The following is a 19,736-nucleotide window of genomic DNA, read 5'->3' as shown; positions in this document are numbered from 1 at the left end:
GGTTTGATGTCTGAAATCCACCCCAAAGCTGCCGCCGTCTTCAAAAAAGGCTTTCCTACATTATCCGGCTATGCAAGCGTCGATTCCGGCTCTTTCACTCGGTCGACAGAAGCGGTTGCCGAGGTCCTGTTGCGGGGCGCACAGGGCTGAACTTTCCTGAACTTTGGACAGGGCAACGGCAGCTTCCCACCCCAAAGCAGACGCCCAGGCATGCGGCGATGGCCGGCTGAACCTTTGTCGCAAAATTGACAAAATAATTTGTCCATTATACCCAATCCCCATGAGCGAGTCGCTTGCCCTGCTCGACGATGCCGTCACCGCCCGCGTCGCGCTGTCGCCGTTGCGACGCGAGTTGCTCGCGCATCTCCGCACCCCGGCGTCGGCCGCGGGGCTCGCCGAGGCGCTCGACATGCCGCGGCAGAAGATCGGCTATCATCTGCGGCTGCTCGAAAAGGCGGGGCTGATCGCCGCGGTCGAGACGCGGCGGCGCCGCGGCTTTACCGAGACTTTGTTCGAGGCGCGCAGCGACGCGCTGCTGATCGACCCGATGATCCTCGCGCCGCCGGGTCCCGACGCGGTGGACAAGCAGGACCGCTTTGCCGCCGAGCATCTGGTGCGCACCGCCGCGGGGATCGTGCGCGACGTGTCGCGGATGCGCGCGGCGGCGGCGGGCGAGGGCAGCCGCCTCCTCACTTTCACCGTCGAGGCCGACGTCGCCTTCGCACGTCCGTCCGACATCGAGGCCTTTACCGCGCGCCTGTCCGATGCGCTCGCCGCCATCGCCGCCGATTTCGCGCCCGCGGGGGAGGGGCGCAGCTACCGCGTCACCGTTGCCGGGCACCCCGCCGCCGGCACCCGCACGAAAACAGCGATCAATTGAGGGAGAGCCCAAGATGACCGAACCCGCCGACCAGCCGATCGTCGACCGCATCCTGGTCGAAATGACGATCGCCGCGCCCGCCGCCGAAGTGTGGGATGCGCTGCGCGACCGCGACAAGCTGCTGCAATGGTTCGGCTGGGACGCGCCGAGCCTCGAAGAAGAGGTCGACTATATCTTCTTCAAATATACCCGCCCCGACGAGGACGCCGGAATCCTCTGGTTCGAAGGCGTGCCCGACCGGTTCGAGGTCGAGCCGACGGGTGCGAAGAGCTGTATCCTCCGTGTCGTGCGCGCCTCGCCCGCGGGATCGAGCTGGGAGGGCATTTACGAGGATATGGTCGAGGGCTGGATCAGCTTCGTCCAGCAGCTCCGCCTCGCGATCGAGCAGCATGACATCGCGCCGCGCCGGACGCTCTATCTCGAGGGTCATGCGAAAGAAGGCGGTTCGGGGCCGATCGCGGCACTGGGCCTCGCCGGGCTGCGCGACGTGCCCGACGGCGCCGCCTTTGTCGCCGACCTGCCGACCGGCGAAGTGGTCGAGGGGCAGGCGTGGCACCGCACGCCGTGGCAGCTCGGGCTCACCGTGCCGGGGTGGGGGAACGGCCTGCTGATCGTCACCGACAAGTCGGTGAAGGACACGGCGCCGCACGGGCGCGGCATGGTGATCCTGACGACCTATGGCCTGTCCGAGACGGCCTTCGCCGAACTCGACGCGCGCTGGCGGGGTTGGTGGAACGCGCATTACGACGCCCCGCCGCCGAGCGCGGAGGCGTGCAGCTAGGGCGTAGCAAAACCGTAGCCCTGAGCCTGTCGAAGGGCGCTTCTCGGTGAGGCGCCCTTCGACAGGCTCAGGGGCTACGGTAATGGGTCAGGGGGCAATCCGCCCTTCGTCGCGGCCAGGCATCGGCGCCACGGCGTGGAGGATCGGCACAGACAGCGCCAGCCAGCCGCCGCCGGCCAGCACGGCGGCGGGCAGCGTCCACAGGTCGGCGATCATCCCGAAAATCCATGCGCCAAGCGCCAGCGCGCCGAAGGTCACCGCCTGATAGATCGACAGGCAGCGCCCGAGGATCGCGTCGGGCGAGCGGAGCTGCATCGCGACGTTGAGCGAGGTCAATGTGCCGACCCACGCCATGCCGGCGATGAAGGCGGCGGCGAGCACCGCGGCGACCTGACCGGTCAGCGCGACCGGGACCAGCGCCGCCGCAAAGGCCAGCGTCGCGACGCTGACGACACTCTCGCTGCCCCAGCGCCGCCGCGCCGCGCCGACCCACAGGGCGCAGACGATCGAGCCGAGCCCGAACGCGCCGAGGCAGAGCCCGTAGTCGAGTTCGCCGCCCCTCAGCTGATCGCGGACGAGCGAAGGCAGCAGCGCCTGAAAGGCCGCGGCGCCGAACCCGAAGGAAAAGCCGCGCATCAGCACGCGGCGCACCGGGTCCGACTGCGCGCAGAAGCGCAGGCCCGTCGCGATGGCGGCGAGCATCGGGCTGCGCTTCGGCGGCTCGGTTTCGGGCTTCCAGCGCAGCAGCACGACGATCAGCACCAGATAGCTCAACGTGTTGAGCGCGAAGGCGGGCGCCGGGCCGGTGAGCGAGATGAGCAATCCGCCAAGCGCCGGCCCGACGCTGCGCGCGAGATTGAAGGCGATGCTGTTGAGCGCGATCGCCTGCGGCACATGCGCATGCCCGACCTGCTGGCGCACCGATGCCTGCCACGCCGGCGAATTGACCGCGGTGCCGCAGCCGACCGCGAGCGTGAAGAAGAGCAGCGACAGCGGCCCGATCGCACCGTACCAAGTCGTCGCTGCCAGCGCGGCGGAGGCGACCAGCATCCCGATCTGCGCCCACAGCATCACGCGCCGCCGGTCGTAATTGTCAGCGATCGCGCCGGCGAAGACACCAAGCATCAGGATCGGGATCGTCGCCCCGGCGTTGACCAGCGCGATCAGCAGGTGCGACTGGGTCAGCTCGGTCATCAGCCAGGCGGCGCCGACCGACTGGATCATCGACCCCATGTTCGACGCGAGATTGGCGATCCAGATCGCGCGAAAGGCGGGGAATTGAAAGGGCGCGAGCGGCGACACCGGAGCGGGGCGCGGCTCGCTGCCGTCCGCCATCAGTTGCGCCCCCCGACCAGTCCGCGCGCGATCACCTGCGCCTGGATCTCGGCCGCACCCTCGAAGATGTTGAGGATGCGCGCGTCGCACAAAACGCGGCTGATCTCATATTCCATGGCATAGCCGTTGCCGCCGTGGATCTGCAGGCTGGCGTCGGCGTTCGACCAGGCGGCGCGCGCGCCGAGCAGCTTCGCCATGCCTGCCTCGATGTCGCAGCGCTTGCCGCCGTCCTTGGCGCGCGCGGCGGCGTAGCTCAGCTCGCGCGCGGTGACGAAATCGATCAAGCTCATCGCGATTTTGTCCGACACCCGCGGGAAATGGACGATTGCCTTGCCGAACTGCTTGCGGGTCATCGCATAGTCGAGCCCCAGTTCGAGCGCGCGCCGCGCGACCCCGACCGCGCGCGCGGCGGTCTGGATGCGCGCGCCCTCGAAGGTGCGCATCAGCTGCTTGAAGCCTTGCCCCTCCTCGCCGCCGAGCAGCGCGTCGGCGGGGGCAGCCATGCCATCGAACTGCAGCGCATATTCGCGCATCCCGCGATAACCGAGCACCTCGATCTCGCTCCCGCTCATGCCTTCGGCGGGGAAGGGGGTCTCGTCGCTGCCGCGCGGCTTGGGGACGAGCAGCATCGACAGCCCGGCATAGCCCTTGGCCTCGGGCAGGGTGCGCGCGAGCAGGGTCATCAGGTCCGATCGCGCGGCGTGGGTGATCCAGTTCTTCGCCCCGTCGATCATCCAATAGTCGCCCTCGCGCCGCGCGCGCGTCTGCAGCGAGCCGAGGTCGGAGCCGACGTCGGGTTCGGTGAACACCGCGGTGGGCAGGATTTCGCCGCTCGCGATTCGGGGCAGCCATTCGGCCTTTTGCGCGTCGGTGCCGCCGAGCACGATCAGCTCGCCCGCGATCTCGGAGCGTGTGCCGAGCGATCCGGTGCCGATCCAGCCGCGCGACAATTCCTCGGTGACGAGGCACATCACCAGCTTGCCGAGCCCGAGCCCGCCATATTCCTCGGGAATGCACACGCCGAAGGTGCCGAGTTCGGCCATCGCGACGACGGTCGCGTCGGGGATCAGCGCGTTGGCCAAGTGCCAGCCATGCGCGTGCGGCAATATCTCGGCATCGGTGAAGCGCCGATATTGCGCACGGATCGCGTCAAGATCGGCATCGCGCAGCGTCTCGCTCGGCCACTGGCCGCCCGTGAGCAACGCGGTCAGCTCGGCGCGCGCCGGGGCTTGGTCGGCGCCGAGCAACGCGGCGCAGTCCGCCGCCAGCTTGGCCGCGGCGTAGGCCAGCCCCAGGTCGGCGGGGCGGAATATCTCGTTCTGCCCCATCGGCAGCCCGCCGACGAGCTGCGCGATCCCCTCGGCAAAGGCGAGCTCGGTCACCAGCGCGTCGATACGCGGTTTGTCGCCGACCTCATACCAGCCGAGCGTCGCTTCGAGCGCCGCGACGGTCGTCGCCACCCACGCAAAGCCATGCGCCGCGCGCTGCTCGGCGTCGATCGGCGCCGCTTCCAGCCGCGCCGCGAGCGCCGCCTGCGCCGCGGTCCTATAATCTTGCGCGGCGGCCAGCGCCTGCCTCAAATCGCTCATTCGATCATCCCGTTCGTCGCGGCGGCGATGCACCGAACGCGGGCGCTCCGCAACCCTCAGTTAGTATACTATGTGCCGATTATTCCCCGTGCGGGCGCCGCGAAATAATCGCGCCCCGCCCACTGGCGCGCGCGGCGCCGACTGGTTACATGGGCCGCCACCAAACGAATCGCGTGTGCCGCCCCGTTTCGGGAGCCAGGCGCCGCCAAGAGCAGAAAGTGGCACCTTCATGGAAATCATCACCGGCCTGACCTTCGACGACGTGCTGCTGGTGCCCGGCGCGTCGGATATTCTGCCGTCGGATGCCAATCTGCAGACCCAGCTGACCAGCGAGATCAGCCTCAACATCCCGATCCTCTCCTCGGCGATGGACACGGTGACCGAGGCCGACATGGCGATCCTGATGGCGCAGATTGGCGGCATCGGCGTCCTCCACCGCAATCTCACGATCGAGGAACAGGCGGCGGCGGTGCGCCAGGTCAAGCGCTTCGAAAGCGGGATGATCGTCAATCCGATCACCATCACCCCCGACGCGCCGCTCTCCTATGCGACCGCGCTCATGGACCAGCACAAGATTTCGGGCATTCCGGTGGTGGAGACCGGCGGCCGCCTCGTCGGCATCCTGACCCATCGCGACGTGCGCTTCGCCGCCAATCCGGGCCAGCCGGTGCGCGAGCTGATGACCGCCGAAAATCTCGCGACCGTCCGCCCCGGCGTCGGGCAGGACGAGGCGCGCAAATTGCTCCACCAGCGCCGCATCGAGAAATTACTCGTCGTCGACAACGATTATCGCTGCATCGGGCTGATCACCGTCAAGGACATGGAAAAGGCGGTCAATTTCCCCGACGCGACCAAGGATGCCGGCGGCCGCCTGCGTGTCGCCGCCGCGACCAACACCGGCGACAGCGGCATCGAACGCGCCGAGGCCTTGCTCGAGGCGGAATGCGACCTGATCGTCGTCGACACCGCGCACGGCCACAGCAAGGGCGTCGGTGAGACCGTCGCGCGGATCAAGAAATTGTCGAACCGGGTGCAGGTCCTCGCGGGCAATGTCGCGACGGGCGACGCGACCAAGGCGCTGATCGACGCCGGAGCCGACGGCGTCAAGGTCGGCATTGGCCCCGGCTCGATCTGCACCACGCGCGTCGTCGCGGGGGTCGGCGTGCCACAGCTCACCGCGATCCTCGACAGCGTCGAGGCGGCGTCGAAGCTCGGTGTCCCCGTGATCGCCGACGGCGGCCTGCGCACCTCGGGCGACATCGCCAAGGCGCTCGCGGCGGGCGCGTCGAGCGTCATGGTCGGCTCGCTGCTCGCGGGCACGGCCGAGGCGCCGGGCGAAACCTTCCTGTTCCAGGGCCGCACGTACAAGAGCTACCGCGGCATGGGCAGTGTCGGCGCGATGGCGCGCGGCTCGGCCGACCGTTATTTCCAACAGGACATCAAGGACCAGATGAAGCTGGTCCCCGAAGGCATCGAGGGCCAGGTGCCGTTCAAGGGGCCGGCGAAGGACGTCATCCACCAGCTCGTCGGCGGGGTGAAGGCGGCAATGGGCTATACCGGCAGCCGGACGCTCAAGGACCTGCGCGAGCGCGCCAAATTCGTGCGCATCACCAACGCGGGGCTGCGCGAAAGCCATGTCCACGACGTCGCGATCACCCGCGAGGCGCCGAATTATCCGGTGGGTTGAGTCCCTGGTTTCGTCCTTGCGAGCAGCGTAGCGAAGCAATCCAGAGCGGCGCACACTCTGCCTGATTGCGTGGCTCCGCTCGCAATGACGAACTACACCCGATTACAGGCGACAGAATCGAAACAAAACCGTAGCCCTGAGCCTGTCGAAGGGCGCTTCTCGGATAGGCGCCCTTCGACAGGCTCAGGGCTACGGTCCAACCTGATGTCGTCAGACTCCGAGGAAGGCCGAAGCCCATGACACCCGCCGCCCGCGTCCAGACCGCGATCGAGATCCTCGACGCCATCGCCGTCGCAGCGCGTGACGGCGGGCCGCCCGCCGACGCGATCTTTGCCGAAGCGATGCGTGCGCGCCGTTATGCGGGGTCGAAGGACCGCCGCGCGATCCGCAACCATGTTTACGATGCGATCCGCAGCATCAGATCGGCGCCCTTATCGGGCCGCGCGGCGATGCTCGTCCTCGCCGATGCCGACCCCGATCTCGCGGCGCTGTTCGATGGCGCGGCTTATGGGCCGGCCGTCATCGCCGCCGACGAGCCGCGCGCCGAAACCGGACTGGCGTCGAAGGCGCTGCTCAAGCTGTTCGACCCGCTGGTCGGCAAAGGCGAGGGCGAAGCGATGCTTGCCCGCGCCCCGCTCGACCTGCGCGCCAACCGGCTGCGCTCGAGCCGTGACGAACTCGCGGCGATCTTCCCCGATGGCGAAGCGATCGACGGCCTCGCCGACGGCTGGCGGCTGCCCGGCGAGACCGCCGCGGTCCAGCACCCGTCCTATGCCGAGGGCCAGTTCGAGGTGCAGGACGCCGCGAGCCAATATGCCGCCATCGCGCTCGGCGCCGAAGCTGGGCAGGCCATTGTCGATCTGTGCGCGGGCGCGGGCGGCAAGACCCTCGCCATCGCCTCGGCGACCAATGACGAAGCCGCCATCCTCGCCTGCGACACCAACCGCGCGCGGCTCCAGCAACTGCCGCCGCGTGCCAACCGCGCGGGCGCGACGCGCATCGAAACCCTGCTGCTCAACCCGGGGCAGGAACCCGCGATGCTCGCCGAGCATAGGGGCAGGGCCGACCGCGTCATCGTCGACGCGCCCTGTTCGGGCAGCGGCACCTGGCGGCGCAGTCCCGAACTGCGCTGGCGGCTGACCCCCGCGCGGCTCGACCGCCATGTCGCCGACCAGGCGAAGCTGATCGATCTCGGCGCCGATCTGGTGGCGCCCGGGGGCAAATTGCTCTATGCCGTCTGCTCGATCATCGCACGCGAGGGGCGCGCCCAGGTGGACGAATTTCTGACCCGCCATCCCGGCTGGACCGCCGATACGGACATCTTGCCCGCGGGCGTCGGACGTGCCGCGGGCGGCGGTTTTCTGCTTACCCCGGGGCATGACCGCTGCGACGGATTTTTCCTCGCCCGATTGACTTCACCATGTTAGCTTCGCCGGCGATGAAGCGATGGGAGAATGCGATGCGCATCAGTTTCCTGGCCCTTGGGGCCGGTCTTGTCCTTGCCAGCCTGCCCACGGCCTCCGATGCGCAGCGCGCCGACAACGACATATTGCCGGTCTCGATCGCGCTCCAGGAACAGGGTGTGAAGGCACAGGGCGCGGGCGATCTCGATGCCGCGGTCGACGCCTATGAGGCCGCGCTCGCCGCCGACCCGCGCAACCGCAGCGCGATCGTCGCGCTGGCGCAGGTCGCGCGCGCGCAGGGGCTGCCGGGCAAGGCGATCGGCCTCTACCGCGAGGCGCTGATCCTCGAACCCAACGACATCGTCGCGCTGACCGGGCAGGGCGAAGCGCTCGCCGACAAGGGCGCGCTCGAACTCGCGCGCGAAAAGCTCGCCGAAGCGAAGCGCATCTGCACCGAGAAATGCCCGCAGGTCGCGACGCTCGAACGGACGATCAGCAGCAGCGCCGAAAAGAAGGTCGTCGCGGCCGAGGCGCTGATCCCGAAGACGGTGGTGACGACCAGCCAGAATTGAGTACGAGCCGGGCGGGGACCTGCCCTATAATTCTCGTCATGCTGAACCTGTTTCAGCATCCATGGCCGGAGCTCGAATGTGACGCAGCGCGGGATGAAACGGCAGGCCATGGACCCTGAAACAAGTTCAGGGTGACGATGTTATAAAGCGTGCGTTTCGTTCGCGTCGCGCCGCTACCGGCTCAACACCCGCGCCAGTTCGACCCATTCCGTCACGCTCACCGTCTCCGCGCGCCGCGTCGCCTCGATCCCGCACGCCTCCAGCGCCTCGATCGCGCCCGGCATGCCCTTCAGGCTCTGGCGCAGCATCTTGCGCCGCTGGCCGAAGCCGTGCTCGGTGAGCTTCGACAATATGCGTGGGTTCACCCCTTCGGGTTGCGCGCCCGGCACGACATGGACGATCGCCGACATCACCTTGGGCGGCGGGGTGAAGGCCGAGCGGTGGACCTTCATCGCGATGCGTGGGACGGCGCGCCACTGCGCGAGCACCGCGAGCCGGCCATAGGCCGAGGTATCGACCTTGGCGACGATCCGCTCGGCGACCTCCTGCTGGAACATCAGGGTAAGCGACGACCATAGAGGCGGCCAGGCCGCGGGCTCCAGCCAGCGCGTGAACAGCGCGGTGCCGACATTATAGGGCAGGTTCGCCACGATATGGTACGGCCCGCCCGCGAGGGCATCGGCGTCGATCGCCATCGCGTCGTCGGCGATCACCGTCAGCTGCCCGCCGAAGGCCTCGCTGAGCTCGCCGAGCAAGGGGAGGCAGCGGTCGTCGCGTTCGACGGCGATCACCTTCGCCCCGGCGCGGAGCAGCGCGCGCGTGAGACCGCCGGGCCCGGGCCCGACCTCGAACACCGTCGCGCCGCTAAGATCGCCGGGCAGCGCCGCGATGCGATCCAGAAGCTGCTCGTCGAACAGGAAATTCTGCCCCAGCGCCTTGCTCGCCTGCAGCCCGTGCGCGCGCACGGTTTCGCGCAGCGGCGGAAGCTGCGGGTTCACGCGGCAGGGGCGCAGGCGCGCTCGCGCATCGCCGCGAGATCGGACGCCATGCGGATCGCCGCGATCGTCGGTCCGGGGTCGGCGGCGCCGGTGCCCGCGATGTTGAACGCGGTGCCATGGTCGGGCGAGGTGCGCACGATCGGCAGCCCGAGCGTGAGGTTGACCCCGTCGTGGAAATGCAGCGCCTTGAACGGCGCCAGCGCCTGGTCGTGATAGCAGCAGAGCAGCGCGTCGTAGCGTGTGCGGACGTTGGGCGCGAACAGGCTGTCGGCGGCGAGCGGCCCCTCGATCGCGATGCCGTCGGCCAGCAATTGCTCGATCGCGGGCCGGATGATCCGCAGCTCCTCGTCGCCGATCTCGCCGCTTTCGCCGGCGTGGGGATTGAGCCCCGCGACGCCGATCAGCGGACGCTCGATCCCGAAATCGCGTTTCAACGCGCGTGCGACGATGCGCCCCTTGGCGACGATCAGCTCGCCGGTCAGCCGCTCGGGCACTTCGGCCAGCGGGATGTGCACGGTCAGCGGCACGACGCGTAAGCGCGGCCCCGCCAGCATCATCACCGCATTGGTCGCGGTGACGCCGCAGCGTTCGGCGATGAACTCGGTCTGTCCCGGATGCGTATAGCCGACGCCATAGAGCTGCGCCTTCGACACCGGCCCGGTGACCAGCGCGCCCGTTGCCTGGCCGCGGGTCAGGCCGATGCCGGTTTCGAGCGCGTGGAGCGCACAGGTCGCGCCTGCTTTGGTGGGCGATCCCGGCACCACCGGTCCGCTGTCCTCGAGGTGCCAGACGGGCAGGGCGCTGTCGAACAGCCGCTCGGCCTCGGCGATGTCGCCGACGCGCGCGGCCGGGCCGTTCCACACCGCGCCGATCGAAGCGATGTCGCCGATCGCGACGAAGGGCGGCAGCTCATGCTCGTGCCGCGCTGCCCAGGCGCGCGCGGCGACTTCGGGCCCGACGCCGGCCGGGTCACCCAGGGTGACCGCGATCGGGCGTCGGTTTTGGCTATCTGGCATCAGCTGAAGTCGATCACCGCGTCCCGGCGCAGGTCGCGCAGATAGCGTTGTGCGCGCTTCTGCACTTTTTCCTCGAGCAGGCGGTTCTCGATTTCCTCGAGATTGGGTTCGGCGACCGTGTTGGGCAGGTCGCGGCCGCACAGCACGAGGACGCTGACGCCTTCGTTCGCGGCGCCGAAAGGCTGCGTGGTCTGGCCGACCTGCAGGCTGACCAAAGTCGCCTGCAGCGGCGGCGGCAGCTGGCGCATCGCGATGCCATCGCGCGAGACGACCGTCGCGCCCAGGTTCTTCGCGATGCCATCGGCGGCGCCGCAACCGGCGATGCCGCGCGTCGCATCGGCGAACTGGCTGGCGAGTTCGGACGCCTTGGCCTCGCTGGTGCCCGCGGGGAAATCGAGCGAAATCTGCTTCAGGCTGAGCACTGCGTCGCGCGGGTCGGCGGTCAGCACCTGGCGCCGGTCGACCAGCAACATGATCGACACGCCGCCCGGAACCTCGATCGGCCCGACGAGCTGGCCGGGCTGCATCTGCCGCGCGGCGTCGGCCATGGTGTCGGGCAGTTGCCCGGCCTTCACCCAGCCGAGGTCGCCGCCGACGACCGCGGTCGAGGCTTCGGAGAACTGACGCGCATAGGCGGCGAAGCTGCCGCCGGCCTGCAGTGCCTGGACGATCTTCTGGCCGTTTTCGGCGACCGACTGGATCGTTTCGGGGGTCGCGGTCAGATAGATTTCAGCGAGGTGGAACTCGTCCTGTCCCTTGGCTTCCATCGTCCGCTTGTAGATCGCGTCGACCTCATCCTTCGACACGTTGGTGGTCGACTGGACGTTGCGCGCGAGCAGCCGGTCCCAGGCATATTCGCCGCGGATCTGCTGCTTCACCGCCGCGGCGGCCGAACCGCGCGATGCGAGATAGGTCGAAAACTGCTCGGGGGTCTGTTTGAAGCGCGTCGCGAGCCGCGCGAACTGTTCGTTGATGACATTCTCGTCGATCTCGATGTCGGCGGCCTTGGCTTCCTGGATCTGCAATTTCTCGTCGATCAGGTTGCTGAAAACCTGCTGGCGCAGTGCCTGGATCTGTTCGGCGGGCAGTTCGGCGTCGCCGTTGGCGATGCGGATCAGCGCCATGCGCTGTTCGATGTCGGTCGCGGTGATGATCTCGCCGTTCACCGTCGCCGAGGGGCGATAGACGTTCGCCTTGGTGTCGCCGTAGATCTGGACATTGCCCGGGATGTTGAGGGCGGTCGTCGGCACGTCGCTGTCGGAAACGGTCTGCGCCAGCACCGGGGTCACGCCGATGGCGGCAACGGCGGCGAAGCCGATCAAGGTCGAAAATTTGGTCATTTTTACCCTATAAAGTAGGTTTCGGCCCGCTCCGTATCAGCGGAGACGCCCCATGGTCCAGCGCAAACGCGCCTCTGCACATCATTACGGCCGCTATACTGGCGATCCGACGCTGAACGCAAGCTGAGCAGGATGGGCGCGCGCCCATCAGAAGCCCAGGTTGCGGAACGCCACGCGGAACGAGAAGCTGTTGCCGCGCCGCGCGTCGCCGGTGTCGATATAATCGCGGCGCCAGGTCAGCGCGATCGACAGGCAGTCGTCGTCGTAAGCGACGCCGAGCCGGTGACGGATCGGTTCGAAGCCGTCGGCGACGCTCAGCGGATCGTCGTTCTTGCTGGTCAGGTCGACGATCGCCGAGCCGAAGATCGACCAGCTCTTCGCCACCGCGACGCGCCCGCCGACGCGCACTTCCTCGCGGTCCTGCAGATCCTCGCCGAGCAGCACGATGTCGCGGTTGAGCCGCGAATAGCCGAGCACGGCATAGGTCGAGCGGCTGCCGATCGTCGCGTCGAACTCGTTGCGCCGCACCGCCAGACTGTCCTTGTCGAGCCGGAAGCGGTGCGTCAGCCGCAGGAAATCCTTGTAGGCGACGGTGGTGCGCCCGACGACGTCGGAGGTGCGGTCGGTGAGGCCGGTGCCGTCGGGGAACAGGCTGGGCTTGTCCGACAGGCGATAGCTCTGCCCGACGATGCTGTTGATGTTGAACCCCGGGCGGCTGTAGTTCCATTCGAGGCCGTAGGTGACGCGCGCGCCGTCCTCGAAGCGGTCGTAGCCGCTGAAGCGGTTGATCGCGAAGAGGTTGCTGTCCTCGAGGTCGAAGGCGCGGCTGTCCTCGTTCGGGATGTCAAGATTCTTGATCTGCGGCGTCGCGACGAACTGCACGCGCGGGGTCAGCGTCTGCGTGCCGCCGGCGAACTCGCCGACGAAGGGCCAGCGCATGTCGACCGCGGCGGCGGCGATGCCGCGGCCCTCCCAGCCCGACTTGCCGCGATAGCCGGGGATCGCGGTGAGCAGATTCTCGTCGCTGTGATAGACGTCGCCGCGCACCATCGCGGTGAAGGTCACTTCCTGCCCCAGCGAGGTCAGGCGGCGAAGGTCCCAGCGCACCCCGGCAAAGGCGCGTTGCGTGTCCTGCCCCGCGGTGCGGCCGATGGCGAGCGTGTTGACCTGCAGCTCGAACTGGCCACCGAACACGGGGTCGGTCAGCCGCTGGCGATAGTCGAGAATCGGCAGCGCGATCGGCTGCTGCCCCTGCTTGTCGCCCGCGCGCAGCGTCTGCGTCGCCCAGCCGGCGATCGAGAGATAGCTCTGATTGCCGATCCGTTCGACCTCGAAGGTCGAGCGCAGCCGGTCGTCGCGGGTGATGTCGTAGCGGCGCAGGAAGGTGCGGTCGCTCGCGATGCGCCCCGAGTAAGTGACGCTCCAGCGCGGGCTCAGCTGGAACTTGCCGGCGCTTTCCAGATAGCCGCGGAAGTCGTTTTCGCCGGGCGTGTTGGGGCTGCCCAGCGGCACGACCGAGCTGTAGGTGCCGTAACCGTTGATGCGGAACGAGCCGACGTCGGTCAGCGCGCGGAACTCGCCTTCGACCATCGGCGCGGCGCCGGTGTAGACATGCGGCGTGATCGTCAGGTCGCGGTCGGGCGCGATGCGGAGGTAATAGGGGACCGCGACCTCAAAGCCGTTGGTGCGGTCGAAGCGCACTTCGGGGACGAGCAGCCCGCTGCTCGGCTGGTTGTCCAGCGGGTGGCTGAGCCCCGGCAGCGGGATCAACGGCAGGCCGAAAAGCTCGATCCGCGCGCCCTTGTAGCGCACCTTGTTCTTCGCCTTGTCGTACATCACGCGGACCGCGCGGACCTGCCAGCTCGGGTTCTTCGGACAGCCTTCGTCGTCGACCACGGGGCAGGGGGTATAGGCAGCATTCTCGAGCTCGATATTGCCGTTCTCGAACCGCTGGCCCTTGACCGCGGCCAAGCGCGAGCCGTTGTCGAGCACGACGAGCATGTCCTCGACGATCCCGTCGCGCAGGCTGTCGGTCAGCACGATGCGCTCGCCGTACGCCGTATCGCCCTCGGGGTTGGCGATCGCGACGTCGCCCTCGGCGACGACCTCGCCGGTCTTGCGGTTCCACGTCACCTTGTTGGCGCGCATCTGGATCGCCTCGCGATTCATCTGCACATTGCCCTCGGCGACGACGATTTCGGTGTCGCTGTCGTAGTTGAGGTTGTCGGCGGCAAAGCCGACCTGATCCGCGCTTGCGACAACGGGCGCTCCGCCGGATGGGGCCGCGACGTCGGGGGTCTGGAGGCTGGGTTCGCCTTGCGGCGCCGGCACAACAGGGGGTTCGGCACCGGTCTGCGCGGCGGCGGGCACCGCGAACAGGGCGAACGCGCTGGCCGTCGCGAGCCACCGGGGCCGGGCCCTACCCCCTTGGAACAAAGTCCCCTTCATTTACCGCCTTTGTCCCATATATTGCAGCCTTCGGCCCGCTTGGACCGCCCGCTTTGTTTTTGCAACTCGCAAGCGAAACCCCTATCGGTCCGGCACGTTCCAATCAATCACCGCATAAGAAAGTTAAGGCATGAACATCCAGTTTGTCGCGCAAATCGATGCGTCTGCCGACGTCGTCGCCTTTCCCGTCCGCAAGGGCGGTGCCGCCGCGCTCGGCGCGCTGCTCGGCGCGGCCGCGGCGCAGGCACGTTTCGACGGCGCGACGGGGACGATCGCCGAGACCGCGGCGATCGACGGCGACAAGGCGAAGCGCCTGCTGCTCATCGGCATCGGCGAAGGCTCGGTGCAGGATCTCGAGCGCGGCGGCGCGGCGCTGACCGCGAAGCTGCAGACCAGCGGCGTGACGACGGTGCACGTCGATTTCGCCAGCGCGGGCGAGAGTGATGCCCAGGATGTGCTCGCCTTCGCGACCGGTGCGCTGCTGCGGGGCTGGCGCCTCGACACCTATCGCACGCGGCTCGCCGACAATGCAAAGCCCAGCCTCCAGGCGATCGTCATCGCCTCGCCGCACGGCACGCCCGCGGGCTGGGCCGAGGCGCAGGCGATCGCCGAAGGCGTCGCCTTCACCCAGACGCTCGTCGCCGAGCCGCCGAACATCCTTTACCCTGAAAGCTTCGTCGAGCGCTGCCAGCATTTCGCCGACCTCGGCGTCGAACTCGAAGTGCTCGACGAGCGCCAGATGAAGGCGCTCGGCATGGGCGCGCTGCTCGGCGTCGCGCAGGGCTCGACGCGCCCGCCGCGGCTGCTCGCGATGCGCTGGAACGGCGGCGAGCTGGGCGCCAAGCCGATCGCCTTCGTCGGCAAGGGCGTGACCTTCGACACCGGCGGCATCAGCATCAAGCCCGCCGCGGGCATGGACATGATGAAATGGGACATGGGCGGCGCGGGCGCGGTCGCGGGCGCGATGAAGGCGATCGCGGGGCGCAAGGCCAAGGCGAATGTCGTCGGCATCGTCGGGCTCGTCGAAAATATGCCCGACGGCAATGCGATGCGCCCCGGCGACATCGTCACCACCATGTCGGGCCAGACGGTCGAGGTGCTCAACACCGACGCGGAAGGGCGCCTCGTGCTCTGCGACGCGGTGACCTGGACGCAGAAGATCTACGAACCCTCGATCATCGTCGACTTGGCGACGCTGACCGGCGCGATGGTGATCTCGCTCGGCCACGAATATGCGGGAATCTTCGCCAATGACGATGGCCTCGCCGACCAGCTGATCGCCGCGGGCGATGCCAGCAACAACAAATTATGGCGCTTTCCGCTGTCGGCGGCCTACGACAAGCTGATCGACAGCCCGATCGCTGACATGAAGAATGTCGGCCCGCGCGAGGGCGGCTCGATCACCGCGGCGCAGTTCATCAAGCGCTTCGTCGACGAGGGCGTCAAATGGGCCCATCTCGATATTGCGGGCATGGCGTGGCACGACAAGGACGGCCCGGTCTATGCCAAGGGCGCGACCGGCTATGGCGTGCGCCTGCTCGACCGCTTCGTCGCGGATAATTTCGAGGGCTAAAGGACGCCATAAGACCGTAGCCCTGAGCTTGTCGAAGGGCGCCTATCGTCGTGAACGCCCTCCGACAGGCTCGGGGCTACGGTGAGGATGAGAGGGAGAGCATGCCCCGCGTCGACTTCTACCGCCTGACCCGCGACCCGGTCGAGCGCGTGCTCCCCGCCATCGCGACGCGCGTCCTCGGTAATGGCGACCGCCTGCTCGTCGTCGCGGGCCCGGCGATGCAGCGGCAGGCGATCGACGACGCGTTGTGGACGCTCGCGCCGCCAAGCTTCCTGCCGCACGGCGCCGCGGGCTCGCCCGACGAGGAGATCGAGCCGATCCTGATTTCGGGCACGCTCAATGCCTCGCCGCCCAATCGCGCGACGCATCTCGCACTCGCCGACGGCGAATGGCGCGAGGAAGCGCTCGGCTTCGAACGCACTTTCCTTTTCTTCGACAACAGCCGCATCGACGACGCCCGCGCGCTCTGGCGCGCGCTCGCGGCGCGCGATGATGTCGACAACCGCTTCTGGAAACAGGACGAAAATGGCCGCTGGAGCGAGGGCCCCTAGACAAGCTTGCCTTGCGGTGCGGCGAAAGCGCGGCTAGAGGCGCGCGCATCAAATAACACACCACGCAGGAGCTTTCCCATGGCGGTCACCCGCACCTTTTCGATCATCAAGCCCGATGCCACCCGCCGCAACCTGACCGGCGCGGTCACCAAGATGCTGGAAGACGCCGGCCTGCGCGTCGTCGCGTCGAAGCGCATCCACATGAGCCGCGAACAGGCCGAAGGTTTCTACGCGGTCCACAAGGAACGCCCCTTTTTCGGCGAGCTCGTCGAATTCATGATCAGCGGCCCGGTCGTCGTCCAGGTCCTCGAGGGCGAGGACGCGATGCAGCGCAACCGCGACATCATGGGCGCGACCAACCCCGCGAACGCCGAACCCGGCACGATCCGCAAGGAACTGGCTGAGAGCATCGAGGCGAACACCGTCCACGGCTCGGACAGCGACGAAAATGCGGCGATCGAAATCGCCTATTTCTTCAAGCCCGAAGAAATCGTCGGCTGATCCCGCCGGGATAGCAAATAGAAGGGGCCGCCGGAGCGATCCGGCGGCCCTTTTCTTTGGTTCGCGCCGCGGTTAGTCTGACCGCATGGGGAGGGGATCATGGCCAGAACAAGATCGGTCGCGGTACAGGGCGGCAATCTCTACGAGATCGGCGAATATGACGGCACCTTCTATGTGCGCCGGGTGAAGGTCAATCTGCTGTTCAACGACAAGTCCGACATCGGCAAGACGCGCTCGCTCGAGGATGCGTTGACGCTGATCCGCTCGCATTCGGGGCGCGAGATCAAGAGCATCGACTGAGGGCGCTAGTCGAGCGCGGGGCGGACCCAGTTGAACTGCGGTAGCGGGCCATCCGCGGCGGGACGGCTCGCCTTTGCGGCGTCGCGTAGCACCTGCACCGATTCGGGCCGGCATTTCTCGTCGAAACCGGGGAAGCGCACCAGCGTGTCGGGTTCGTCGTCGTCGGCGCCGTCGACGGGCTCGTAGCGGCCGCACATCACGATCCAGAAGCCGATCGCGCGCAGCTTCGCCGTCGCTGCGGGCTTGTTGTCGAACGCGACGAAGGTGAAGGGCGTCGGGTCGACCTTGCCGTCGTCGCCGGGTTCGGATTCGAGCTGGACGATCGCGATGTCGCCGTTCGACACCACCACCGCCGTGCGCGGCACGGTCTTGGTCGCGGTGCCGCTGTCGCCGTCACGCGCGAACCATTGGCCGTCCCGGTGCACCGCCCAGGTCGCGCAGTCGGGCCATTCGGAAACCGGCCGTGCGGCGTCGACGGCGCAATCCGCCTCTTCGTCCAATTCGGGCATCAGCCAGACGCCGTCCTCGAATTGCGGCGCGCCGGCGGTGTCGGCGGCGGTCAGCATCGGTTTGTCGGAGACGGCGATACCGCAGCCGCCGAGGAACAGGATCAACAGCGCCGCGAAAAACCGCATCGTCAAAACTCCTCCGCGACCCCCATCAGCCCCGCCAGCTTCTTGGGCGCGACCGCGAGCCAGCTCTTGCGCAGCCACTCGCCGATCGCATCCCAGTCGGTATCGCCGAGGTCGAGGCGGATGCCGATCCAGCCGTCGCCGAAATAGGCGGGGCGATAATAGCGCGCCTCGTCCATCTCGATCAAGGCGGTCTGCTCGTCCGCGCCGCTGATCTTCACCAATATCGCGATCTTGCCGTCGCCGTGATGATCCTCGGTGAAATAGGCGAATTTCTTGCCTTTCACGATCCCGAAACAGGGCATGCCGTGCGAGGTCACCTCGTCGGCCTCGGGCAGCGCCAGCGCGAGGTCGCGCACCCGGCCGCGGAGGTAATCGGGCGAGCGCTCGCGGGAAACGAAGGCGGCGAGGGTGGCGGGATAGAGTTGATGTTCGGCAAAGCGCACGCGCGCGGCGAGGCTTTCGACCGTGTCGCCGGCGACGATGGCGACTTTCGTCTGCGCGAGTACCGGGCCGTCATCGACCCCCGCGGTCACGATATGCACGCTGCACCCGCCGAACTTGTCGCCCGCGTCGATCGCTTGGCTGTGGGTGTTCAGCCCTTTGTAGAGTGGCAGCAGGCTGGGGTGGATATTGACCATCCGCCCCGCCCACTGCGCGACGAAATCGTCGCTCAGGATGCGCATATAGCCCGCGAGCGCGACGAACTCGGCCTTCGCTGCGCGCAACTGTTCGTCGACCAGTGCGTCGAAGGCGTCGCGGTTCAGTCCCTTGTGCGAGAGGCTCCAGGTCTGGATGCTCTCGGCCGCGGCGATCGCGAGTCCCGGGGCATCGGGGTCGTTGCTCGCAACCAGCACCAGCTCATAGGGGCAATCCGCCGCCTTCGCGGCATAGAGCAGCGCCGCCATATTGGTCCCGGCGCCCGAGATCAGCACGGCGACCCGCGCCTTAGCCATGATGCGTCGCGCTCCACGCGCTCATCGCGCTCCAGGTATCGGCGCTGCCCGACACCGTGCAGCCCTTCGGCGCTTCGGCGATACGCCCGATGCGCAGCACCGTTTCGCCCGCCGCCTCCAGCGCCGCCGTCACATCGGCGACGTCGGTCTCGGCGACGACCACCGCCATGCCGATGCCGCAGTTGAAGGTGCGCGCCATTTCCTCGGGCTCGATATGGCCCTGCGCCTGCAGGAACGCCATCAGCCTCGGCTGCGCCCACGCGTCGGCATCGACGAAGGCGTGCAGATCGGCGGGCAAAATCCGCGGGATATTCTCGAGTAGCCCGCCGCCGGTGATATGCGCCAGCGCGTGCACCTTGCCCGACTTCACCAGCGGCAGCAGGCTTTTCACATAGATGCGCGTCGGCGCCATCAGCGCCTCGATCAGCAGCACTTCCTGGTCGAACAGCGCGGGGCGGTCGAGCTTCCAGCCCTTGTCCGCCGCGAGCCGCCGCACCAGCGAGAAGCCGTTCGAATGCACCCCCGACGAAGCGAGGCCGAGGATCACGTCGCCCGCCGCGACCTTGTCGGCGGTCAGCACCTCGTGGCGCTCGACCGCGCCGACGCAGAAGCCCGCGAGGTCGTAATCGCCCTCGCCGTACATGCCCGGCATCTCGGCGGTTTCGCCGCCGATCAGCGCGCATCCCGCCTGCTTGCACCCCTCGGCGATGCTCGCGACGACGGCGGTCGCGATGGCGTTGTCGAGCTTGCCGGTCGCATAATAGTCGAGGAAGAAGAGCGGCTCGGCGCCCTGCACGATCAGGTCGTTGACGCACATCGCGACCAGGTCGATGCCGACCCCGTCGTGCTTGCCCGATTCGATCGCGAGCTTGAGCTTGGTGCCCACGCCATCATTGGCCGCGACGAGCAAAGGATCGTTGAATCCCGCCGCCTTCAGGTCGAAAAAGCCGCCGAATCCGCCTAGGTCGGCGTCGGCGCCCGGGCGGCGCGTCGCACGGGCGAGCGGGGCGATGGCACGGACCAGCGCATTGCCGGCGTCGATCGATACGCCCGCCTGGGCATAAGTGTAGCCGGCGGGCTGCCCGTCCGATTTGTTGTGCTTGGAATCCATGGCACGCGCGACTAACGGTTCCAGCCGACAAATGCCATGATTTCCTTGTCCCCGACGCGGGTT

Annotated in this window: 19 protein-coding genes; 10 read left to right on the top strand and 9 right to left on the bottom strand. The window is 67.9% G+C overall.

The window, feature by feature from the left end; genetic code table 11:
• Nucleotides 1-6: 6 nt before the first annotated feature.
• The 3 genes from AC1RNQ_RS05305 (at nt 7) to AC1RNQ_RS05295 (ending at nt 1,661) form a co-directional block, all read left to right on the top strand.
• Nucleotides 7-150 (top strand): hypothetical protein, encoded by a 144-nt coding sequence (locus AC1RNQ_RS05305; RefSeq protein WP_493169508.1) that lies wholly within the window; start codon nt 7-9, stop codon nt 148-150.
• Between the two features lie 130 nt (nt 151-280).
• Nucleotides 281-880, top strand: coding sequence for an ArsR/SmtB family transcription factor (locus AC1RNQ_RS05300; RefSeq protein WP_493169506.1), 600 nt, complete (start codon nt 281-283; stop codon nt 878-880).
• Nucleotides 881-893: 13 nt separating this feature from the next.
• Entirely contained in the window at nt 894-1,661 is a 768-nt protein-coding gene (locus AC1RNQ_RS05295; RefSeq protein ID WP_493169504.1) for an SRPBCC family protein, read from the top strand.
• An 87-nt stretch (nt 1,662-1,748) separates the two neighbouring features.
• Here the strand turns inward: AC1RNQ_RS05295 and AC1RNQ_RS05290 are convergent, their stop codons facing one another.
• Entirely contained in the window at nt 1,749-2,996 is a 1,248-nt protein-coding gene (locus AC1RNQ_RS05290; RefSeq protein WP_493169502.1) for an MFS transporter, read from the bottom strand.
• Nucleotides 2,996-4,585, bottom strand: a complete 1,590-nt coding sequence (locus AC1RNQ_RS05285) for an acyl-CoA dehydrogenase family protein (protein ID WP_493169500.1) — start codon at nt 4,583-4,585, stop codon at nt 2,996-2,998. The genes AC1RNQ_RS05290 and AC1RNQ_RS05285 overlap by 1 nt, the downstream gene beginning before the upstream one ends.
• 229 nt (nt 4,586-4,814) lie before the next feature.
• Between AC1RNQ_RS05285 and guaB the strand changes: the two genes are divergently transcribed.
• From guaB to AC1RNQ_RS05270, 3 genes are all read left to right on the top strand, one after another.
• Nucleotides 4,815-6,272 carry an IMP dehydrogenase gene (guaB, locus tag AC1RNQ_RS05280; protein WP_493169498.1) on the top strand — a complete coding sequence of 486 codons (1,458 nt, stop codon included), beginning with the start codon at nt 4,815-4,817 and terminating at the stop codon, nt 6,270-6,272.
• A 236-nt stretch (nt 6,273-6,508) separates the two neighbouring features.
• The gene (locus tag AC1RNQ_RS05275; RefSeq protein WP_493169496.1) at nt 6,509-7,699 is read left to right on the top strand and encodes an RsmB/NOP family class I SAM-dependent RNA methyltransferase; all 1,191 of its coding nucleotides are present in this window, start codon (nt 6,509-6,511) and stop codon (nt 7,697-7,699) included.
• A 32-nt stretch (nt 7,700-7,731) separates the two neighbouring features.
• Nucleotides 7,732-8,247: a tetratricopeptide repeat protein gene (locus tag AC1RNQ_RS05270; RefSeq protein WP_493169494.1), complete on the top strand. Its 516-nt coding sequence runs from the start codon at nt 7,732-7,734 to the stop codon at nt 8,245-8,247.
• Nucleotides 8,248-8,420: 173 nt separating this feature from the next.
• Here AC1RNQ_RS05270 and rsmA read toward each other — a convergent pair whose 3' ends face one another.
• The 4 genes from rsmA to AC1RNQ_RS05250 all read right to left on the bottom strand — a co-directional run bounded on the left by rsmA (nt 8,421) and on the right by AC1RNQ_RS05250 (nt 14,049).
• Nucleotides 8,421-9,245 carry a 16S rRNA (adenine(1518)-N(6)/adenine(1519)-N(6))-dimethyltransferase RsmA gene (gene rsmA, locus AC1RNQ_RS05265; RefSeq protein ID WP_493169492.1) on the bottom strand — a complete coding sequence of 275 codons (825 nt, stop codon included), beginning with the start codon at nt 9,243-9,245 and terminating at the stop codon, nt 8,421-8,423.
• Entirely contained in the window at nt 9,242-10,261 is a 1,020-nt protein-coding gene (pdxA, locus tag AC1RNQ_RS05260; RefSeq protein ID WP_493169490.1) for a 4-hydroxythreonine-4-phosphate dehydrogenase PdxA, read from the bottom strand. The genes rsmA and pdxA overlap by 4 nt, the downstream gene beginning before the upstream one ends.
• A complete protein-coding gene (locus AC1RNQ_RS05255; protein WP_493169488.1) occupies nt 10,261-11,601 on the bottom strand; it encodes a peptidylprolyl isomerase in 1,341 nt (446 codons plus the stop codon). Before AC1RNQ_RS05255 ends, pdxA begins: the two co-directional genes overlap by 1 nt.
• Nucleotides 11,602-11,748: 147 nt before the next feature.
• Entirely contained in the window at nt 11,749-14,049 is a 2,301-nt protein-coding gene (locus tag AC1RNQ_RS05250) for an LPS-assembly protein LptD (RefSeq protein WP_493169487.1), read from the bottom strand.
• Between the two features lie 130 nt (nt 14,050-14,179).
• Between AC1RNQ_RS05250 and AC1RNQ_RS05245 the strand changes: the two genes are divergently transcribed.
• The 4 genes from AC1RNQ_RS05245 (at nt 14,180) to AC1RNQ_RS05230 (ending at nt 16,974) form a co-directional block, all read left to right on the top strand.
• A complete protein-coding gene (locus AC1RNQ_RS05245) occupies nt 14,180-15,622 on the top strand; it encodes a leucyl aminopeptidase (RefSeq protein WP_493169485.1) in 1,443 nt (480 codons plus the stop codon).
• A gap of 101 nt (nt 15,623-15,723) precedes the next feature.
• Complete coding sequence (locus AC1RNQ_RS05240) at nt 15,724-16,173, top strand: DNA polymerase III subunit chi (protein ID WP_493169484.1); 450 nt, start codon at nt 15,724-15,726, stop codon at nt 16,171-16,173.
• 78 nt (nt 16,174-16,251) lie between these two features.
• The gene (gene ndk / locus AC1RNQ_RS05235) at nt 16,252-16,674 is read left to right on the top strand and encodes a nucleoside-diphosphate kinase (RefSeq protein WP_493169482.1); all 423 of its coding nucleotides are present in this window, start codon (nt 16,252-16,254) and stop codon (nt 16,672-16,674) included.
• 99 nt (nt 16,675-16,773) lie between these two features.
• Nucleotides 16,774-16,974, top strand: a complete 201-nt coding sequence (locus tag AC1RNQ_RS05230; protein WP_493169480.1) for a hypothetical protein — start codon at nt 16,774-16,776, stop codon at nt 16,972-16,974.
• A gap of 5 nt (nt 16,975-16,979) precedes the next feature.
• Here the strand turns inward: AC1RNQ_RS05230 and AC1RNQ_RS05225 are convergent, their stop codons facing one another.
• Genes AC1RNQ_RS05225 through purM form a run of 3 tightly spaced genes read right to left on the bottom strand, consistent with a single transcriptional unit; the run spans nt 16,980 to nt 19,673 of the window.
• Nucleotides 16,980-17,609, bottom strand: coding sequence for a hypothetical protein (locus AC1RNQ_RS05225; RefSeq protein WP_493169478.1), 630 nt, complete (start codon nt 17,607-17,609; stop codon nt 16,980-16,982).
• Between the two features lie 2 nt (nt 17,610-17,611).
• Nucleotides 17,612-18,562, bottom strand: a complete 951-nt coding sequence (gene purN, locus AC1RNQ_RS05220) for a phosphoribosylglycinamide formyltransferase (protein ID WP_493169476.1) — start codon at nt 18,560-18,562, stop codon at nt 17,612-17,614.
• Complete coding sequence (gene purM, locus AC1RNQ_RS05215; RefSeq protein WP_493169474.1) at nt 18,555-19,673, bottom strand: phosphoribosylformylglycinamidine cyclo-ligase; 1,119 nt, start codon at nt 19,671-19,673, stop codon at nt 18,555-18,557. Before purM ends, purN begins: the two co-directional genes overlap by 8 nt.
• Nucleotides 19,674-19,736: the final 63 nt, after the last annotated feature.

The sequence above is a fragment of the Sphingopyxis sp. GW821-FHT12F08 genome (genome assembly GCF_058806755.1).
This window is presented reverse-complemented; position numbering and strand designations above follow the sequence as displayed.

Bases quoted from the DNA above. Each gene is read 5' to 3' on its own strand.
- AC1RNQ_RS05305 (WP_493169508.1), top strand. From the start codon at position 7: ATGTCTGAAATCCACCCCAAAGCTGCCGCCGTCTTCAAAAAAGGCTTT.
- AC1RNQ_RS05300 (WP_493169506.1), top strand. From the start codon at position 281: ATGAGCGAGTCGCTTGCCCTGCTCGACGATGCCGTCACCGCCCGCGTC.
- AC1RNQ_RS05295 (WP_493169504.1), top strand. From the start codon at position 894: ATGACCGAACCCGCCGACCAGCCGATCGTCGACCGCATCCTGGTCGAA.
- AC1RNQ_RS05290 (WP_493169502.1), bottom strand. From the start codon at position 2,996: ATGGCGGACGGCAGCGAGCCGCGCCCCGCTCCGGTGTCGCCGCTCGCG.
- AC1RNQ_RS05285 (WP_493169500.1), bottom strand. From the start codon at position 4,585: ATGAGCGATTTGAGGCAGGCGCTGGCCGCCGCGCAAGATTATAGGACC.
- guaB (WP_493169498.1), top strand. From the start codon at position 4,815: ATGGAAATCATCACCGGCCTGACCTTCGACGACGTGCTGCTGGTGCCC.
- AC1RNQ_RS05275 (WP_493169496.1), top strand. From the start codon at position 6,509: ATGACACCCGCCGCCCGCGTCCAGACCGCGATCGAGATCCTCGACGCC.
- AC1RNQ_RS05270 (WP_493169494.1), top strand. From the start codon at position 7,732: ATGCGCATCAGTTTCCTGGCCCTTGGGGCCGGTCTTGTCCTTGCCAGC.
- pdxA (WP_493169490.1), bottom strand. From the start codon at position 10,261: ATGCCAGATAGCCAAAACCGACGCCCGATCGCGGTCACCCTGGGTGAC.
- AC1RNQ_RS05255 (WP_493169488.1), bottom strand. From the start codon at position 11,601: ATGACCAAATTTTCGACCTTGATCGGCTTCGCCGCCGTTGCCGCCATC.
- AC1RNQ_RS05250 (WP_493169487.1), bottom strand. From the start codon at position 14,049: ATGAAGGGGACTTTGTTCCAAGGGGGTAGGGCCCGGCCCCGGTGGCTC.
- AC1RNQ_RS05245 (WP_493169485.1), top strand. From the start codon at position 14,180: ATGAACATCCAGTTTGTCGCGCAAATCGATGCGTCTGCCGACGTCGTC.
- AC1RNQ_RS05240 (WP_493169484.1), top strand. From the start codon at position 15,724: ATGCCCCGCGTCGACTTCTACCGCCTGACCCGCGACCCGGTCGAGCGC.
- ndk (WP_493169482.1), top strand. From the start codon at position 16,252: ATGGCGGTCACCCGCACCTTTTCGATCATCAAGCCCGATGCCACCCGC.
- AC1RNQ_RS05230 (WP_493169480.1), top strand. From the start codon at position 16,774: ATGGCCAGAACAAGATCGGTCGCGGTACAGGGCGGCAATCTCTACGAG.
- AC1RNQ_RS05225 (WP_493169478.1), bottom strand. From the start codon at position 17,609: ATGCGGTTTTTCGCGGCGCTGTTGATCCTGTTCCTCGGCGGCTGCGGT.
- purN (WP_493169476.1), bottom strand. From the start codon at position 18,562: ATGGCTAAGGCGCGGGTCGCCGTGCTGATCTCGGGCGCCGGGACCAAT.
- purM (WP_493169474.1), bottom strand. From the start codon at position 19,673: ATGGATTCCAAGCACAACAAATCGGACGGGCAGCCCGCCGGCTACACT.